Origin of the sequence: Caballeronia novacaledonica (assembly GCF_900258035.1) — a bacterium.
Classification (GTDB): Bacteria; Pseudomonadota; Gammaproteobacteria; order Burkholderiales; family Burkholderiaceae; genus Caballeronia; species Caballeronia novacaledonica.
The window spans coordinates 191,977-210,445 of the sequence record NZ_OGTP01000005.1 but is presented as its reverse complement, the minus strand read 5'-3'; the positions used below and the strand labels follow the sequence as shown (position 1 = coordinate 210,445).

Annotated in this window: 16 protein-coding genes; 14 read left to right on the top strand and 2 right to left on the bottom strand. The window is 56.2% G+C overall.

The features are described from left to right. Positions 1–67 precede the first annotated feature (67 nt). Complete coding sequence (locus NOV72_RS10525; RefSeq protein ID WP_106854524.1) at positions 68–1,126, bottom strand: amidohydrolase family protein; 1,059 nt, start codon at positions 1,124–1,126, stop codon at positions 68–70. Positions 1,127–1,560: 434 nt separating this feature from the next. Here NOV72_RS10525 and NOV72_RS33115 point away from each other — a divergent pair, with 434 nt between their 5' ends. The 14 genes from NOV72_RS33115 to NOV72_RS10455 all read left to right on the top strand — a co-directional run bounded on the left by NOV72_RS33115 (position 1,561) and on the right by NOV72_RS10455 (position 17,296). Beyond that, on the top strand, positions 1,561–2,916 hold the full coding sequence (locus tag NOV72_RS33115; protein ID WP_106854522.1) for a beta propeller repeat protein: 1,356 nt from the start codon (positions 1,561–1,563) through the stop codon (positions 2,914–2,916). A gap of 32 nt (positions 2,917–2,948) precedes the next feature. Continuing rightward, positions 2,949–4,685: a GMC family oxidoreductase gene (locus NOV72_RS10510; protein ID WP_106854521.1), complete on the top strand. Its 1,737-nt coding sequence runs from the start codon at positions 2,949–2,951 to the stop codon at positions 4,683–4,685. Beyond that, positions 4,669–5,457 (top strand): SDR family oxidoreductase, encoded by a 789-nt coding sequence (locus NOV72_RS10505; RefSeq protein WP_106854520.1) that lies wholly within the window; start codon positions 4,669–4,671, stop codon positions 5,455–5,457. Before NOV72_RS10510 ends, NOV72_RS10505 begins: the two co-directional genes overlap by 17 nt. 605 nt (positions 5,458–6,062) lie before the next feature. Next, positions 6,063–6,854 carry an ABC transporter ATP-binding protein gene (locus NOV72_RS10500; RefSeq protein ID WP_087086944.1) on the top strand — a complete coding sequence of 264 codons (792 nt, stop codon included), beginning with the start codon at positions 6,063–6,065 and terminating at the stop codon, positions 6,852–6,854. Then, positions 6,854–7,723: an ABC transporter permease gene (locus NOV72_RS10495; protein WP_106854519.1), complete on the top strand. Its 870-nt coding sequence runs from the start codon at positions 6,854–6,856 to the stop codon at positions 7,721–7,723. Before NOV72_RS10500 ends, NOV72_RS10495 begins: the two co-directional genes overlap by 1 nt. Positions 7,724–7,778: 55 nt before the next feature. Beyond that, positions 7,779–8,864 (top strand): ABC transporter substrate-binding protein, encoded by a 1,086-nt coding sequence (locus tag NOV72_RS10490; protein ID WP_146149981.1) that lies wholly within the window; start codon positions 7,779–7,781, stop codon positions 8,862–8,864. A gap of 73 nt (positions 8,865–8,937) precedes the next feature. Next, the gene (locus tag NOV72_RS10485; protein WP_106854517.1) at positions 8,938–9,762 is read left to right on the top strand and encodes an SDR family NAD(P)-dependent oxidoreductase; all 825 of its coding nucleotides are present in this window, start codon (positions 8,938–8,940) and stop codon (positions 9,760–9,762) included. 78 nt (positions 9,763–9,840) lie between these two features. Beyond that, positions 9,841–11,265, top strand: coding sequence for an aldehyde dehydrogenase family protein (locus NOV72_RS10480; protein WP_106854516.1), 1,425 nt, complete (start codon positions 9,841–9,843; stop codon positions 11,263–11,265). 120 nt (positions 11,266–11,385) lie between these two features. Beyond that, on the top strand, positions 11,386–12,270 hold the full coding sequence (locus NOV72_RS10475; RefSeq protein ID WP_425428724.1) for a beta-keto acid cleavage family enzyme: 885 nt from the start codon (positions 11,386–11,388) through the stop codon (positions 12,268–12,270). Further along, positions 12,267–13,136: a carbon-nitrogen hydrolase family protein gene (locus NOV72_RS10470; RefSeq protein WP_106854514.1), complete on the top strand. Its 870-nt coding sequence runs from the start codon at positions 12,267–12,269 to the stop codon at positions 13,134–13,136. Before NOV72_RS10475 ends, NOV72_RS10470 begins: the two co-directional genes overlap by 4 nt. After that, positions 13,123–13,695, top strand: a complete 573-nt coding sequence (locus NOV72_RS31885) for a carboxymuconolactone decarboxylase family protein (RefSeq protein WP_146149980.1) — start codon at positions 13,123–13,125, stop codon at positions 13,693–13,695. Before NOV72_RS10470 ends, NOV72_RS31885 begins: the two co-directional genes overlap by 14 nt. Positions 13,696–13,718: 23 nt before the next feature. Next, positions 13,719–14,633: an NAD(P)-dependent oxidoreductase gene (locus NOV72_RS10465; protein WP_106854513.1), complete on the top strand. Its 915-nt coding sequence runs from the start codon at positions 13,719–13,721 to the stop codon at positions 14,631–14,633. Positions 14,634–14,760: 127 nt separating this feature from the next. Beyond that, the gene (locus tag NOV72_RS10460; RefSeq protein WP_106854512.1) at positions 14,761–16,134 is read left to right on the top strand and encodes an MmgE/PrpD family protein; all 1,374 of its coding nucleotides are present in this window, start codon (positions 14,761–14,763) and stop codon (positions 16,132–16,134) included. A 289-nt stretch (positions 16,135–16,423) separates the two neighbouring features. Further along, positions 16,424–17,296: an IclR family transcriptional regulator gene (locus tag NOV72_RS10455; RefSeq protein WP_181290971.1), complete on the top strand. Its 873-nt coding sequence runs from the start codon at positions 16,424–16,426 to the stop codon at positions 17,294–17,296. A 46-nt stretch (positions 17,297–17,342) separates the two neighbouring features. Here the strand turns inward: NOV72_RS10455 and NOV72_RS10450 are convergent, their stop codons facing one another. Then, the gene (locus NOV72_RS10450) at positions 17,343–18,317 is read right to left on the bottom strand and encodes an NAD-dependent epimerase/dehydratase family protein (protein WP_106854510.1); all 975 of its coding nucleotides are present in this window, start codon (positions 18,315–18,317) and stop codon (positions 17,343–17,345) included. Positions 18,318–18,469: the final 152 nt, after the last annotated feature.

Genomic DNA, 18,469 nt, shown 5'->3' with positions numbered 1-18,469 from the left:
CTCTAAGGTGCTCGATTGTCAATCCAGGGCTGTTAGCTTACCGGTGGGTTCCTCGATGCAAAAAAGGTCAGCCGCGCATCGCCTCCCCGCCTAGTCGATATATGCGCGCCGCCGTATCATGATAGAGTGCCGCCTTCTCATCGACGGAGAATTCGTGTGTGATGCGTTTGAAGGCATTCCAAAGCTGACCGTATCCACACGACTGCTTGTCCACGGGGAAGTTGCTCTCGAACATGCATCGCTCCGGTCCGAATATCTCAATGCACTCTTCGACATACGGGCGCCATGCATTGGCCAACTCTATCGAAGATGGCGGGCTCTCGCGAACATGGAAATCCCATCCGTTATAAAGCATGCCGAGGCCGCCAATCTTTACTGTCAGGTTTGGAAGGCGTGCAAGCGAACGAAGATTGGACTGCCAAATCTGGAATACGACGCGGCGATCGGTATGCGGCGGAATGCCCAGAATGCCCCCCGCATGGTCCAGAACCACTGAAGTTTCCGGAAACGTGCAGAGAAGGTCGACGAGATCCGGAAGCTGGTGATAGTAGAGCCATGCATCGAAGGACAGGCCGAGGGACGCAAGATGCGAAAATCCCTTCCGAAATGATGCTTCCCTCAGAAGGTGGCGAGGCCCAAACTTTCTGCCGTAGGCGGCGCTGCCACTGTCCCAAGTAGCCCCCTGCCTGATACCTCGGAGGCGCCCATTTCCGGCTCGTATCAATCGCTCGAGCACGGGCTCGACCTCGTCGCCCAAAAGCAAGTCTGCAAAGACTACAATACCGTCGCAGACGCGCGTCTTCCCGTAGTACCCACTCGCGCTAGCCGCAGCTATCCCATTGGCGAACTCCACTTCTCCTATCGGCTTCATTGCCTCAGAGGCATCGACCCGGTACATCGTTTTGACCTGCACAAATACCGTCGAAACAATGTTGTGACCGGAGCGTAGATCTCTCAGAAACTCGTCCAACAGATAGCGACCGTGCCCGCCATCCCAAATATGGTGATGAGGGTCGACGATTGGCAGATCAGGTTCCAGGGCATCTTCGTGAACGCCGGCGAGCCAGCCATCTAATTCCCCGAGGGGCCGTGGAGTGTTGCCACGAAATTCCGGTACAAGTGTCATGTGACAAGGTTAAGAATTTTGGACAAGTCGCGCGAGCGCCGAGCATTTGGTTGAGCAAGCAACGCCCTATTGCTGTCGCGTCCCAAGATAGTGAGCGTGCGCCTCCTCGATCCAATCCAACACTCTGGCTGCTTGTCCAATGATCAGGGTCACACCAACTCCGGACACGATAATATGCTGGAGCGCTTCCTTCGACACTTTGAGATCGAAGAGGCGTATCGCGTGCATCTTGAAAGAGATCTCCACTCCGAGCGCTGCAAGTTGGCAAGCGTGGACAATCTCACACGTCTTCTGATCGACCTCTGGCACTTCCATGAGTGCCTTACGCATTTCCTTATACCGCTCCACGGCTTGGGCGTTGACTGCCCCCACTTTCGCTGTTGCCGGTCTCAACACAGACGACATCGAAGACCCCTTAATTTGCGGTTAGAAGAATGACAAGACGATGCGGCGTGCTAACGCACAAAATGTTGTCGCGCGGGAACGGCCCCGGGGCGTACCGTCGCTCTGATCCGGCGCCGCGTTCAGTCTGCGCCGTCACCGTCATCTCACGAAATCCCATAATACGCTACTTTTTACTGACGTTCCCAACATCGTTCAAGACAGGGTTTATACTGGTCCTTACGCATCGAGAGGAAGTTCATCTTGCATTAAATGTCAAATGCCGAGACAATATTAGAAAGCAACCGGTCCAAAGGCTCACGATGACTACCCAAGAACATTTCAGGAAGGTCGACTCCGATATGCTCGACGAGATTCACGTTTACGCTGGAACCGCTGGCCATTCGGCATGGTTCAGTGAAGACCAAGGCCTGACCTGGTCACACCCCAATAGTCATTCAGGGATGTATCTCGAAGCTCGCGTGTGGTGTTTTGGGAGCCATGCCGAGTTGCACGATACGCTAGTCGCCGGGACTGACGAGGGTGTCTTTCGGTGGAGCGAGCGGACTGCGCGCTGGGAGTGCATATCGACTCAGATCAAGGACGTTTGGTCGATCGCCTATGACGCTCGCGACCCATCGACCTTGTATGCTGGAACGCGGCCAGCTGGTCTCTACCGATCGCGGGACGGCGGCGAGACATGGAGCGAACTAACCGTCCCGGGTATCGCAAAGTTCTCTGAAGTTAATATGGGACCGACACGGGTGACACAGTTGCTGGCCGACCCATTAGTCCCGGATACCCTTTGGGCAACGATCGAGATCGGCGGCATCTACCGAAGCACCGACGGCGGAAGCTCTTGGTGTGCGCTAAGCAACGGCTTGAATTCGGGCGACGTACACGGGATCGCGGTATCGCGCACTGCGAGGGGCGAGCGTCGAATCCTCGCCACCACAAACCGCGGACTGCACATTAGCGATGACGGCGGAGAGACGTGGCGCTTCGCAGAATTAGAATCGCCATGGCAATATACACGCGCAGTCGTAACTCGCACGGATGATCCTTCAGTCGTATTCTTGGCCAACGGGAACGGCCCACCTGGAAACGATGGCCGCTTACTTCGCAGTTTGGATGGCGGCGAAACTTGGGAAAGGTTGACCTTGCCAGGATCAATCAACAGCACGGTCTGGTGCATCGCAACTCATTTCTCAAATCCTGACCTGATATTCGTATGTACGAACCTAGGTCAACTCTTCCGATCGACCAACGGAGGAGACAGCTGGACGCGGCTTCCGCATGAGTTCGGAGAGATTCGGAGTCTGCATTGGCGGGCAGTGCCCAAGGGGACCCGAGGCGCGCTCCACTCTCTGACCCGAGCCGTGGCGCCCAAGCTAGTGGCAGCCACGTAATCTCTAGAAACGCCGCACGTGCGTGTCCCGAAATGCACATCGAAAAAGCTTACGATTACCTCATTGTTGGAGCAGGATCCGCTGGGTGCGTATTGGCGAGCCGCCTTACAGAAGATGGCCGTCGCTCCGTTCTGCTTCTTGAGGCGGGAGAAGATTATCTTCCGGGCGATGAGCCTGCGGACATCGTCGACCCGTACCCGCTGTCGTCATACAATCCGTCGTACATGTGGGATGGGTTGAAGGCTTTTTGGCACAACAGCTCCCATGGGGCCCCGGCTGCATTTCCACAAGCAAAGGTAATGGGCGGCGGGTCAGCCGTCGCAGGCATGGTTGCATTCAGAGGTACGCCAGATGACTACAACGAGTGGCAGGCAATGGGCGCTGCGGGGTGGTCCTGGGACAGCGTGCTGCCATATTTCAGCAAGCTCGAGACGGATCAAGATTTTTCGGACTCTCTGCATGGACGGCGAGGCCCAGTTCCGATCAGACGGGTGCCTCGAAATATGTGGCCTCCCCTGACCTCGGCGATTGAACAATACGCAAAGGCATCCGGCTACCCGTTTATCGCCGATATGAACGGCGATTTCCGCGATGGGTTCGGCGCCACTCCGATCAGTAATACCGCGAACAGCCGAGTAACGACCGCTGCGGCATACCTCACATCCAGCGTTCGACAAAGACCGAATCTAACGATTCTTTCTCGCGCATGTGTGCGTTCGGTCCGATTCAGCGATAAGCGTGCGACCGGCGTTCTAGCAGAGGTCGACGGCCGCTTAATAGAATTTGCTGCGCGAGCTGAAGTAATCGTGACAGCTGGAGCGATTCATTCACCGGCCCTGCTGATGAGATCGGGCATCGGCGAAGGGGGCGCTCTACAGAAACTCGGGATCAGCGTCGTCGCGGACCTCGACGGCGTAGGGAAAAACTTGCGCAATCATGCCGCTGTCTTTATTTGCGCGATGCTGCATCGAAATTCGAGACAGTCGTCCTCTTTACGAACGCATCCGACCGCATGTATGCGCATGTCGTCAAACCTCTTGGGCGCGCCTAAGTCAGACCTTTACATCAATATCCAGAGCAAAACTTCCTGGAACGCGATGGGCACCCGAGTGGCGAGCCTAAACGCTGTACTCCTGAAGCCGGCTGGGTCCGGTCAGGTGAGCTTGAACGTGCGCGATGCCAACCAGTCTCCTCGCGTCGAATTTGGATTTGGCGACAACGCGCGCGACATCGAACGACTTTCTAAAGCGGTGCTCCGGATACTGAACGTATTAAAGTCCCCAGTAGTAGCACCATTGGTCGGTGCGCCCTTCGTAGTACGCGTGGGAGACCGCATCCGACGGTGGAACACGCATACGGCGTCCAGTGCCGTGAACGCACGCGCGTTCGCGACGTTGCTCGATGCAATGCCCAGCGCCCTCGGCGACCGAGTCCTCGCAGCGCTAACGGGGCATAGGCTGGACAGTGAGCGTCTCATAAGTGATCCGACTTTCCTGCTGAACTTCGTCACCCGTGAGATCACAGGTGTCTATCACCCGGTCGGAACGTGCCGAATGGGGAACCATACAGACCCTGCGGCCGTTGTTGACTCTGCTGGGCGCGTTTTAGGCGTCGCCAATCTGCGCGTTGCCGACGCGTCCATCATGCCGACAATTCCTCGCGGCAACACCAACATTCCAACGATCATGGTCGCAGAGAAGCTTTCCGACGCCATTGTCAAAGGCGAGACCACAGCCATTTCTGGAGCTAGCATTGGATCTGCAACTTGAAGGCAAGCACGTTCTGGTGACCGGTGGATCGCGAGGAATTGGGTTCGCATGCGCCGAGCAATTTCTGGCGGAAGGCTGCGTCGTCAGCATCGTAGGACGTGATAAAAGCCGAATCGGTGACGCATGCAGGACGCTTGACGTCCACATGAAGCGAATCAGCGGATATGCCGCTGACCTGTCCCAACCGGCCGCCGCATTGGGCGTAATTGCCGATGCTGAGGAAGAACGTGGACCGATCGACGTTCTCGTCAACGCCGCAGGCGGTGCTCGTCGGAAGCCTTTCGATGAATTGCAGCCTGAAGACTGGCGGGCCGCAATGGAAGCCAAATTTCTGACGTATATCAACGTCTTGGATCCTCTCGTCAAGCTCATGGCACAGCGTCGCGCCGGTTCGGTAGTCAATGTGGTGGGAATGGGAGGAAAAGTACCAATCACAACGCATCTAGCTGGCGGGTCCGCCAACGCTGCACTGATGCTCGCCACGGCAGGCCTCGCGCTGGCATATGGACCGATGGGCGTTCGGGTTAATGCCCTGAATCCTGCAAAGACGAACACTGACCGGCTAGCAGAAGGCGTCAGTGCCTTTGCTCGGCAAGAACGGATAACTACCGCTGAAGCCATTGCCGAGGCGAACAATTCATCGCCTCTTGGTCGACCCGCTTCTCCTGCGGAGGTGGCGGCGGTTGTGGCCTTCCTGGCTTCCCCAAAGGCTGGGTACATCTCCGGGGCGATTGTTTCCATGGACGGTGCCGCTCGCCCGATGGTGGTCTAAGCCCGTTCCGACCGCGTTTCCCTTCCCGATCCTTCCTTCAAAATCCGACGAGGCGGTCCGCACGGTTGCGGCCCGTCCTACGCTCGCGCCGTCACATTGTCAGATTGCATTACACCGCCCAAGGGCCCACACAGACAAGAACCCAACGGCGAGCCATTTTTCCCTCCATATAGGACTTCATACGCTATCCATGCCACTCGGACCGGCGCTCGGTCGTCACGTTCCCGTCTGACATGAACCGATGGCCGCGGCTGAGGCCTCGACGAGCGCGAGATCGATGAAGGTGGGGTAATTCCGAGCATATTTTCCGATGTCAAACCGTTGAAACTTGTCTCAATGGGTAGTACATTTTTATAAACGAGCTCGTCGCGGCGCGAAGGCACCGAGGAACGATGAGACGAATCGGAAACGGGGGAGACGATGCGGCGAATTTGCAAAGTGCGGCGCGACCAGCCTACCCGCGCGTTCAGCGAGCGCAGGCTAACTTCCTTCCGATTAGCTAGTTTCCGGCTGACGACCGAGGCTCCGAGATCACCTCGTTATCTGGAGTCAACAGCCGCTTTTGAATCGGTGATTTTGTAAGAAACTTGCAAAGAGGAAAGGTAATGCAGCCCATACTTGACTTCAGAAGCGTGTCGAAGGTTTTCTATAAAGGAGACACGAGAGTCCACGCTCTTTCAAACGTGACGACAAGAGTAGAGCCCGGCGAACTGCTAGCCATTGTTGGGCCGAGTGGCTGCGGAAAGTCGACGCTTTTGAATCTGACCGCCGGGCTGATGGAGCCTGGGGTTGGTGAAGTGCTCTATCAGGGCAAGCCGATTTCCGGGGTGAACACTCACGTCAGCTATGTCACACAGCGTGACAACCTCCTGCCGTGGCGAACGGTTGAAGCAAATGTCCTGCTTCCGTTCGAACTCGGTCCTCGTTCCAATGTTTCGTCGTCGGAACGTCGAGATCGGGCGAGAAAGTACATTGAGCTGGTTGGACTGAAGGGTTTTGAAAAGCACTATCCAGCCGAACTCTCGGGAGGGATGCGCAAGAGAGCGCAGCTCGCCCGCTCTTTGGTCTATGAACCCGACGTCCTCCTTATGGACGAGCCGTTCGGTGCCCTTGACGCACAACTACGTCTTATGCTGCAGGCCGAACTTCTGAAGACCTGGGAAGGCTCGGGGAAGACGCTCATCCTCGTCACTCACGACCTGACGGAAGCGATCTCGCTTGCGGACCGAGTGATCGTCATGTCGGCGCGCCCCGGACGTATCCGTACCGTTCAGCGTATTGAGTTACCGAGGCCGCGAGACGTCTTCACCATCCGATTCGTTCCCGAGTTCGGGGAGTATTTCGAGAATCTCTGGGCAGCACTTCGCGAAGACATGCATCAAGGAGCGGAAGTCTAATGAGCAACTTCAAATCCAAAGCCGTCGCACCATCACTCGCGGGTTTGTCGGGAACGCCCGATGCAGACGAGGTTTTTGTTGTCGATCCGAGCATAAGGGCTCGCCGCAGAGAGACAAGGATCGTCGTACTTTCACGGCTTATCTTGGCGGCAGTCGCTCTTCTTGTCTGGGAGTGGGCTTGCGGTCGGTGGATATCTGCGTTCTGGATTAGCAGTCCATCGCGCATCGCCATCGCGGCGTTGAATATGTGGAACAGCGGCGGCCTGCTTAGAAATCTATATGCAACGATTGCAGAAGCGCTGGTTGGTTTCGCCTTCGGCGTAGCCGGAGGGATGGTGATGGGCGTCGCATGCGGCACCAGTCGGGTCATCTCTAAGGTCCTCAATCCATTTTTGGTGGGCTTCTACTCGATTCCTCGGATCGCACTGATTCCATTGTTTATCCTTTACTTCGGAATTGGGTTTCAGACAAAGGTGATCTATATCGCGCTGCTGGTGTTCTTCCCTGTGTTCATGAATACCTTGTCGGGAGTACGCGATGTAAATCAGGACCTAATTGATGTGATTCGTGTGATGGGCGCTACTCGTTCTGACACGGTCCGAAAGATCTTGATTCCATCCGCACTCGCATGGCTCTTCGCCGGTCTTCGCATCTCCGTCACCTATGCATTGACCGGTGCGATTGTGGCAGAAATGTTTACGTCGAATGTCGGCCTAGGCTACTTGGTTTCTTACTACGCCAATCAATTCGATACCTCGAGTCTTTTCGCGACTCTCGCAGTTACGACTGCGTTGGGATTACTGCTCAATGCGTTCGTGGTTCTTATTGAGAAGCGACTTCTACGATGGCGCCCCGTTGAAGGAGCTTGATCTCACGACACGCGTAGATAGAACGCAACTTCAACTAGATTTCGGGAGACTATAGGTGGGCGCAACCAATCGACCAATTTCTCGACGGCAATTGCTAGGCTTGACGGTTGCCGGCGCGGCAAGCCTCGTCGTGCCGGGTATAAGCCACGGACGCCCGCAAGATCACGTGACACTGCTCATGGGAAGTGGCGGCCCTCTGATCGCATGGGCTCCAACCTTTATCGCCGAAGCGCTGGGATACTACAAGGACGAGGGCCTAACCATTGAGCGGATCTACACCCGAAGCGGCCCTGCTGGTATGACGGCTCTCGTTTCTGGTGCAGGAGACGCGTACTACACTGCCCCCGGAGAGTTGCTGGCAGCCACGGTCAGGGGTCAGCAATTTAAGATCGTGATGGCACAAAGTGTGTACCAAGACCTTTACTTTATTATCTCGAACGATTACGCGAAGAAGCACGGCATCACGGCGGCAACGCCCTTCGAACGCCGGCTCTCCACGGCAAAAAGCTTTAAGGGGATTCGTATTGGTGTGTCCGCACCGGGTAGCGTCACCGACTATTGCGCGAGAAGAGTCCTTTCTCAAATAAACATCAGCGCCAGCGATGCCTCGATTGTTCCCCTACAATCGACTGAGAACACCATTGCAGCAATCGGAAACGGAACGATTGATGCCCTTGTATCTGCTCCGCCGGGCTCAAGCCTAGCTCAGTCTCAACTTGGAGGTGTGATCCTGTTCTCGGTCGGCCGCGACGAGATATCTGGTTTCCGATCCATCTCCGGCCACCTCATTGAGGCTCGCGCAGATGACGTGAAGCAAAAGCCGGAGGTATATCGGGCAATCGTGAGAGCGGACACGCGCGGCCTAAAGTACATTGTCGAAAATTCCAAGGCAGCCGGTGACACGCTCTATAAATCGCAATACTCCTCCCTTGTGAAGGCGGAGATCTGGCCTGAGGTATGGGCCTCAAGTATTCCGCAGTTCAAGACACCATTCGTATCGCAGCGGAGCCTAGAGTCGTGGGTGGCGATGGGTATGGTACCCGGGGTTGGTGACCCAAAGGCGATTAAGTCCGGCGAAATCATCGACATGCGTTTCGCGACGCAGGCAGTGCAAAGCCTCAATTGGAAGGTATCCGCATAGCGCTTGTCATTGAATTCCTACCTAGCTAGCTTTGTATGAAGCTGCTCATTCTTTTAAATATCGGAGCCTCGAGATGAATCAACAAACAAGCGTTCACGCACCCGATGACTCAGGCGTGCCCGAGTCGGCTCGCGATTTCAGCGTTAAGGAGCGCGTGGTAATCATCACTGGAGCAGGTCAAGGGATCGGGCGAGAGTATGCGCGGCAGTTTGCGGCGGCCGGCGCGATCCCAGTTGTGGCGGATCTGAACGTCGAAAACGCGAAACGCGTTTGTGCCGAGATCGAGCGAGCTGGCGGTCTGTCCATGCCCGTATCCGTGGACGTGGGAGATAGGGAATCTGTCGACGCGATGGTTGAGAGCGCCCTCAACAAGTACGGCCGCGTAGATACGCTCATTAATAACGCAGCAATCTTCGCAACCCTGCCAAAGCGCCCTTTTGATGAAATTCCCCTTGATGAATGGGAGCGTGTGATGCGCATCAACATCACTGGCGCTTTTCTATGCGCAAGGGCCGTCGCTCCCGCCATGCGCAAGGCCAACTGGGGACGCATTATCAACACATCTTCTGACTCCGTTCCTAGGGGGGTTGCTAACTACCTCCACTATGTCACATCGAAGTCTGCAATCATCGGAATGACGAATTCTCTTGCTCGTGAACTCGGACCATTCGGCATCACGGTAAACGCGATCCGCCCGGGAGCCGTCGCGACGGAGGTTGACCGCGCGGTCAATCCAACGCAGGAGCGACGCGTCCAGCTTCTCAGCGAACAATGTCTGCGCAAGGGCCAGTTGCCCACAGACTTGGTGGGGCTTGCGATCTTCCTCTCCACGAACGCTTCGGCTTTCATAACCGGCCAAACAATCGCGTGCGACGGCGGTTACACCCACAGTAACTGAGTCGCACTGAGGTCGAGTCCACATACTTTGAAAGCGGCCTCGCGCTTTCATTCCATTGCTGAGAAGAGGCTTAACGTCATGAGAAATCACGAGACAATTTATATTGATGGCCAATGGGTAGCTCCGGTCGACCCGAAAAGGCTCGAACTGATCAGCCCAACAACTGAGAACCCGATTGCAAGCGTCTGTCTCGCGAGCGCGCGCGACGTGGATCTCGCCGTCAAGGCGGCCAGAAAGGCATTTCCCTCCTTCTCCGAAACCTCCAAGGAGGAAAGGATTGCCCTGTTCGAGAGAATCATCGAGGTCTACCAAGCACGCCAGAAGGATCTGATGGCCGCTATCACCCTTGAGATGGGCTCTCCTAAGTCGCAGGTCATCATGACCCAAGCTGCGCTACAGGGTTTCCAACAGGCGATTACCACCCTTCGCGGATACAACTTCGAAGTTCAGGAAGGCAGCAACGTCATTCGACGCGAGCCTATCGGTGTCTGCGGACTTATCACCGCGTGGAACTGGCCCGTGCAAATTCTCTGCACGAAGTTGTCGTCCGCATTTGCAGCGGGCTGTACCGTTGTTGCCAAGCCAAGCGAGTTCACGCCACTGAGCGCCATCATTCTGACTGAAATTCTGGACGCAGCGGGTGTTCCGCCGGGCGTGTTTAATCTGGTGATCGGCGATGGGCCAACGGTGGGCCATGCTATCAGCACACATCCAGATATTGACCTCGTGTCCTTTACCGGTTCGACCAGGGCGGGAGTGCAGGTAGCTCAAGCGGCCGCGGCATCCGTCAAGCGCGTCTGTCAGGAACTCGGCGGCAAGTCTGCCAACATCGTGTTGCCCGACGCTGACCTTCGTCAGGCCGCCCAGTGGAACATTGCTCGTTGCTTTTCTAACAGCGGACAATCTTGTCATGCTCCGTCTCGCATGCTTGTACATGAGGACCAGCTTGATCAGGCTATCGACTTGCTTTGTGAAGAGGTCAAAAAGATCAAGGTTGGAGATCCGGAGGACGCTTCAACGACCCTTGGTCCGGTCGTGAACAAGGCTCAATTCGATCGAGTACAAATGTACATCCAGAAGGGTATCGACGAAGGTGCTCGCCTCGTTTGTGGGGGGCTTGGACGCCCGCCAGAACTCACGAGCGGCTACTTCATCAAGCCCACTGTGTTCGCAGACGTAAAGCCAGAGATGACGATTGCACAAGAGGAAATCTTTGGCCCCGTCCTCGCTGTCATGCCTTATCGTTCCATAGAACAAGCATTGGAAATTGCCAATGGCACCCGCTACGGCCTCGGGGCCTATGTATTTACATCCGACAGGAAAACGGGACACGAAGTCGGATCTCGCATGCGCGCAGGCCGTGTTTTTCTGAACGGAGTCGCTTCGAACCCGGCGGCGCCGATGGGTGGTTACAAACAGTCAGGGAACGGGCGGGAGATGGGAGTGTTCGGTTTGGAAGAGTATCTCGAAGTCAAGGCAATGATCGGGTTTGTTGACCGTTGACGACTTAATCGTGCCCCACCCGATCGAACGGCTGGCCGACAGTCAGCATGAGTCGGCTCACCAAGTTCACGATGTCACCTAGCACAGTGACGCGTTGTTTCATTGACATATTGAGGGATTATCTTGCAGCAGCCTGTCATCCTTACTTGCGCAGTCACTGGCGGTGACGACACCGCCGGACGATATCCGGCTGTCCCCGTGACGCCCGCTCAAATTGCCACCGCCGCAATTGAAGCCTGCGAAGCGGGTGCGGCGATCGCTCACATTCACGTTCGCAATCCCGAGTCAGGCAAACCAAGTATGGATCTTGCGCTGTACCGCGAGGTTGTAGATCGCGTTCGCGACAGTGGAAGTCCCGTCATCGTCAACCTCACAACCGGCCCGGGTGCCCGGTTCGTGCCTAGCGACACGGAAGCAAACCTGGCGGGCGCGGGGTCCAACCTCCGTCCACCAGTTGAGCGCGTCCACCACATCTTGGAATTGAAGCCTGAGATTTGCAGTCTGGATATGGGCACACTGAACTTCGGCAAAGGTGCGCTCATCAACGTGCCGGCGCACGTGGAGGCCATTGCGGCAGAAGTCCGCAGAGCTGGGGTTAAACCGGAACTGGAAGTCTTCGACTCGGGACACGTGGCGTTGGCTATCGATATGATCCGTCGAGGCCTGCTCGAACCGACGCCGCTCTTTCAGATGGTCCTTGGCGTGCCGTGGGGAGCACCAGCCACTCCCGAGATACTCGCGGCGATGAAGAGTCTATTGCCGGTCGGTTCACAATGGGCAGCGTTCGGAGTCTCGAGGTCGGAATTTCCAATGGTCGCGCAATCGGTGCTTCTCGGCGGCCATGTACGCGTAGGCCTGGAGGATAACCTTTATCTGGAAAAAGGGGTGCTTGCCCCGGACAACGCCTCCCTTGTGCGCAAAGCTTCACAGCTTGTCGAGCTTCTCGGAACACGTTTGGCCACTCCGGACGAAGCTCGATTGATCCTTGGTATCGCAAAGTCATGAGCAACGAACACTTCATCGTCGGTTGTGTGCAAACTACGCCGACAGATGACCTACGAGCCAACATAGATCAGGTCTCACGTTCGATTGAGATCGCGGCCCAAAGGGGAGCGACACTAGTCGCCACCCCTGAATATAGCTTCTTCTTACATGCGAGCGGCCGTTCGATGCGCGACAGCGCAGCTCGTGAGGAAGATCATCCAGCACTGCCTCAATTCGTCTCGATTGCTCGAAAGCATCGCATTTGGCTGATACTCGGCTCCCTCGTCATTCGCACAGACGAAGGCAATATCGTTAATCGATCAATTGTCATCTCGGCTCAAGGGGAAATCGTTGCGCGATACGACAAGATCCATATGTTCGACGCCACGTTACCAGGCGGCAGGACAATTCGCGAATCGTCTTCCTACACGCCGGGGACAAGAGCCGTTCTTGTTAGCACTCCCTGGGGGCGGTTGGGAATCACTGTCTGCTATGACCTACGCTTTCCAGCACTTTACCGGGCCTTAGCGCAGTCGGGTGCTCAGATTCTCCTTGTGCCGTCCGCATTCACCCGGGCGACAGGATCGCTACATTGGCATACCCTGTTGAAAGCGCGCGCGATCGAAAATCGCGCGTTCGTTGTCGCTCCGGCCACCTGCGGAACGCACCCAGGCGGTCACGAAACTTACGGACACTCCCTAATCGTCGACCCGGACGGGCGGGAGGTTGCCGCGGCCGGCGAAGCGCCAGATGTCATCTGCGCAGAGATCGACCTTGACGTGGTGTCGGTCGCAAGGGCGCGCATGCCGTCACTTACGCATGATCGCGCTTTTGAAACGAGCCATATTTTCGCGAACAGCATAGAGACCAAGCATGAGCAAATATGAAATCCTGACTCGAGACGAAATGTCACCTCGTCAGCGACAAGTCGCTGACGCTATTGCCGCTGGCCCCAGAGGATCGATAAAAGGTCCTTTTATCGCATTGATTCATAACCCTGAACTCGCAAATCACTTGCAGGCGCTCGGGGAACATCTGCGTTTTCGAACAGGATTGCCAGGACATCTGGTCGAGATAGCTGTTCTAATCACCGCTCATCGATGGTCCAGCGACTATGAATGGCTTGCCCATGCGCGTATTGGGCGGGAGGCTGGCTTGTCAAATGAAGTTATTACGTCATTGGGCACGGGACGAAGGCCGGATCCGCTGGATTCGGATGCTTCACTAATCTACGATTTTGCGTACGAAACTGCCTGGCAGGGCCGCCCGTCGGACTCCGCCTTCAGTGCGTTGAAAAGCCGATTCGGTAGCGCGACGAGCCTTGATGTTCTCGCGGTATGCGGCTACTACACGACGCTTGCTTTCATTCTTAATGCCGCAGAACTTCCCCTGCCATCGGGCAAGCTGCCAGCAGGTTGGGGGCAAAAAGCGGCAAGCGTTGAATAAATTATTTTTTGTGTGAGGCATCAATGAATCCGTTAAGAGTGGGACTAATTGGCGTAGGCAACATGGGGAAGCCGATGGCTCTACGCCTGCTCGAGCAAGGTGTCGATCTCACTGTGTGCGACCGGAATCCCGAAGCAGTGCAGGAACTACAGCGATTGGGAGCAAAGGTTGCAGCGAGCCCGTTGGAAGTGGCGAATGCATGTTCGATCGTGATCGCATCGATGCCGTCGCGAGAAGCAAGCCTAGATGTCGCCCTTGGCGAGTTCGGCGTGGTCAAAGGCAAGGAAATATGCGTCTATATTGAAACCTCGACCATTGGAAGCAGCACGATCGAGTCGATTGCTTCGCGTCTACGGGATGACGGTGTCGGAATGATTGATGCGCCAGTCAGTGGCGGTCCGCCTGGAGCACGCGCCGGCACTCTCGCAATCTTGGCCTCGGGCGCCGAGGGCGATTTCGAACTTGGGAAACCTTTGCTAGAAAAACTCGCAGCCAAGCTGTTCTATCTTGGCGCCAAACCGGGGGTCTCCCAAGTCGCAAAGGTGATCAATAATCACATCTCCGCGGCCGGTCGCCTGGCGGTGTTTGAAGGCCTTGCGATGGGTATCAAGGCTGGACTTGACCCGAAGGTCCTTAACGATGTCTTCAATGCTGGTTCTGCGCGCAACTACACCACCACTGACAAGGTACCGGCGGCAATTCTTACGGGAACCTTTAAGTTCAACGGCCCGTTGACCATTGGCCTAAAAGATGAAGCGCTCTTGTTAGAGGAGGCGCAGCGGTGTGGCGCCCCTACCTGGATCGCCCCGCGCATCCTTGAACTCTATGAGGAAGCCGCGGCAGCCGGATATCGCGACGAAGATAGCATGAAGGTTTTCCTCTACATGCAGTCTCGGTCACTGCGCAAAACGGAAGAGTTGAACGGCGGCAAACAATAGCCCTTGGGCCTCTTAGAGAGCAATTCGAGCAACTCGATCATCTATGTAACTGTCTAGCCCACCGGCGTCGGCTGAAACAATGACCAGACGCCAGTGATGCACCTGCATTCGGATCAACGGAAACCTCATGAACGATAAAGCACCGCCGGATACGCTCACTCACGACGTTGCCTCGTTCGTCTTTCGCACGACATCAAACGATCTATCGCCGTCGTCGCGTGAATCAGCGAAGCGAGCCTTGGTCAATATCTTAGGATGTTGTATTGGCGGATCCCACCATGAAATCGTCGAGACGGCTGCTAGAGCACTGATCCCGCTTGCCGGAGGCCAAACCTGTACGCTTCTCGGCCGACCTGAACGCGTAGATGTTCTTACGGCCGCTTTAATCAATGCCCTAAGCTCCGCGGCCTATTCGTTTGACGACACCCATTCGGAAGCGCTCTTACACCCCAGTGGCGCAGTCGCTACGACCCTTCTGGCCCTCGCAGAACGGCAGCGACTGACTGGCAGCGACTTCTTGCTGTCGATGGTGCTCGGCATCGAAATCGCCAGTCGGTTGAGCAAGGCGGTATCGGTTCCTCCCGCTCGGGGCGATATCGGATGGTCGCAGACGGGCATTGCCGCCGGCGTTGGCGCAGCGGCGGCTGCGGCCAAAGCACTGCGACTGACCTCCGAGCAGATTGGCTGGGCGATAGGAATCGCCGCCACTCAGTCGTCCGGATTTAGAGCTGCTCATGGCAGCATGAGTGCCACCTTAATTTTTGGTCACGCGGCACAAACCGGGTTGCGCGCGGCGATTCTCGCGCAGCACGGGTTCGACGGCCCGCGTGCTCCATTGGAAGGAAAGTACGGATATTTGAGTCTGTTCTCCAGCACGCCTCACTTTGAATATCTCTTACCTCCCCTTGGCAGCCCGTTCGAGGTGGAAGCTCTCGCTTACAAACCCTATCCGTGTGGGGCCGTCATACATCCGGTTGTCAATGCGGCCCTTCAATGGCACCACTCTCAAGGCGCAGACCGCAGTCGCCAGATCAGAGAGGTCCGCCTACACACGCATCCGTCCGCAATGGCACTTGGATTTCGGCGGCATCCGGAGAACGTACTCGAGGCCAAAGTCAGTCTTTTTCATTGGGTGGCGACCGCCCTCCGGTACGGCCGCGCGGACATCGCTGAAGGACAGTTGCAAGTGGTTCAGGATCCGGTCATCGCGCAACTTAGGGATCGCATCAATGTGCTGACGGATGATGCCATCGCACCGGAAAGCGCTGTTTTGCACGTCCTCTTCGATAGCGGCGAGGAGCAAACTGTTTGTATCGGACACTGCAAGGGAAGCGTAACGAACCCGATGTCCAACGATGACATCAACGAAAAGTTTTACAATCAAGCGCTTCTTCACATACCTATGTCAGAGGCAGCGACCATGTGCCAGCGCTCCTGGCGCATTGAGGAGCTTGAGGACGCAGCAGACATCATACGTGCAGCCGCGCCAAGCTCGATCTAACTGGACAGCGAAGGCGGAATTCTTCGAGTGGTGGACAGCGAAGGGAACCGTCGTAGCGATAGTAGCTCGTTTGGCTCGCTCGGTCGAACGCAGCCATCCGCGCGGATCGAAAGTTCCAAACGCAATTATTCATTATACGAATAAATTCCCGCATTCTGATATAATTGCGTCGCATTTATTGCGATGACAACGCCGATCCTCAAAACCTCAGCAGTGAGCGCTCGAGTAGATGGGCCGATGCAGCAAACCGGTCCACTTTTCGCAGGTTAAGCCACACGGAATGCAGAAAATGGCCAAAGCGACTGCAAAGCAAACATCACAGTTGAGCGACTCCACGGAAGCTGCCTCGAAAAAAGAGAGCGAAGCACAGACGAGCATCGGGCGCATGTTGGGCATACTCGACCTGTTTACGCCAGCGGCACCCGTCCGACCCGTGAGCGACCTGGTGAACTACTTGGGTACGTCACGATCAACGTCCTATCGGTACATAAAAGCGCTTCACGAAGCTGGTCTGATTGAAGCGGTTGCCAACGGAAAATACGTCTTGGGCCCGCGATTCGTTGAGTTCGATCGTCAAATCCGGATGTCCGACCCGCTGTACAAGGCCGGGGGGAAGATTCTTCGCCAGTTGGTAAAGCGTACAGGGCATTCAGCCCTTCTTTGTGCGCTATATCGGGATTCGGTAATGTGCATCAGGGAGGACCTATCCGAAGGAAGCCCGCCTAATCTCTTCTCACGAGGCCAACGGCGGCCGCTCTTCTCTGGGGCTGCATCCAAGGTGATCCTCCCGTATGTGCCCCCTCATCGGCTCAGAAGCATCTTTCAGCAACATCAGCGCATAATCGCGCGCGCGGCACTGGGCACTGACTGGCAAGGCTTCCGAGAAAAACTCGCGGCAATCCGAAAGGACGGCTTTGTTGTCAGCCACGGCGAGTTCAATCAAGGCGTTTTCGGCGTGTCGGCACCCGTTTTCAACGCAGAAGGACTCGCCGTCGGAAGTGTCGGCATCGCAGGCGGGGAGGACCGATTGGAACGAAAGAACCTACCGGCCTACTGCAACGAAGTTGTGAAAGCAGGCCAGATGCTCACAGAGGCGATTGCCGATGCTGGTGACGAACTCATCTTGCCACCGCGTGCCTACGGGTCCGTTCCGTCGCGCTAATGCTGCGTCGTGAGCCATGGCGTTAGCAGACGCCATGGCGCAGCCTTTAAGTCGCCTTAAGATAATCCCGGAAGCGCTGTGCGAATTCTTCGATTCCTTCTTCGATAGACCAGGCTGGAGACCAGCCAAGGACCTCGCGAGCTAAGGTTACGTCCAAAGGAACACGCGACTTGAGGTTCTCTTCCTCGATTGGCGTGAGCTCGTTGCCAATCTCGATATCCGCTCCGGGAACGACTCGACGGACGATTTCCGCAATCTCCGCAGGCGAAACAAGCCGCCCCGCCGCAATATTTAAAACCCGAGACGTTCCACGAGCGATTTTCGGACAGTCCAGCGCGAGTGCGACGGCGCGGCTCACGTCCAGCACATGAGTCAAATCCCTCTTCATCCGCCCTCCGGTTTCAAAGCGCGTCGGCCTTCCCGCGACAGAGTTTTCAACCATTGGCTTGATGTAAAGCGGAATGCGCATGCCAAAGCCATACACCGCGGCAACCCGAAGCGCAACGAACTCCAGATCGTGGAAGTCGGCGTACGACAACCCGATGGCTTCGCCAATCATCTTGGACGTTCCGTAGTGCGCCGAAGGGTTAGCTCGCGTGATAGAGAACGCCGGGTCCGTCTCTTTCTGAACGGTGCCAACCCCCGCATGACATGCAGTGTTGCTTGAAACAAAGACCACCTTGCCTAGGCCTAGTTGTCTAGCCACCTCGCAGACGTTGACCAGACCCATCACGTTGGTTTGATAGAACCCACCCGGATCGTCCAGCGATGGTTCGAGCCCCACCCTGGCAGCCGCGTGCACGATGGCATCAATTTTGTCCGACCGGCACACAGCAAGCAAACGGTCAATGTCACCGATCGCCCCGCGACGCAGGTTGCTCTCCAAAAAGGGAGAAATATGCAAGAGCTCCTTAGGCGGCGATGCAATGTCATAGGTGTAGACCACGTGCCCAGCTGCCTGGAGCGCATTCGAGAGATAGGCGCCAAGAAAGCCAGCACCGCCGGTGACAAGAACGTTCATCTAGTTTCCTCTCCATCAATCCAAAGGAATGCGGCAGCACCTATCCTGCCAAAGAACCGCTCACGCATCCCCGCGAATACCCTGAGTTCGGGCGTTAAAAAGTACTGTATAGTGAGACAAGTTGATACGCAATAGGTGCCTTGCCGAAGCTT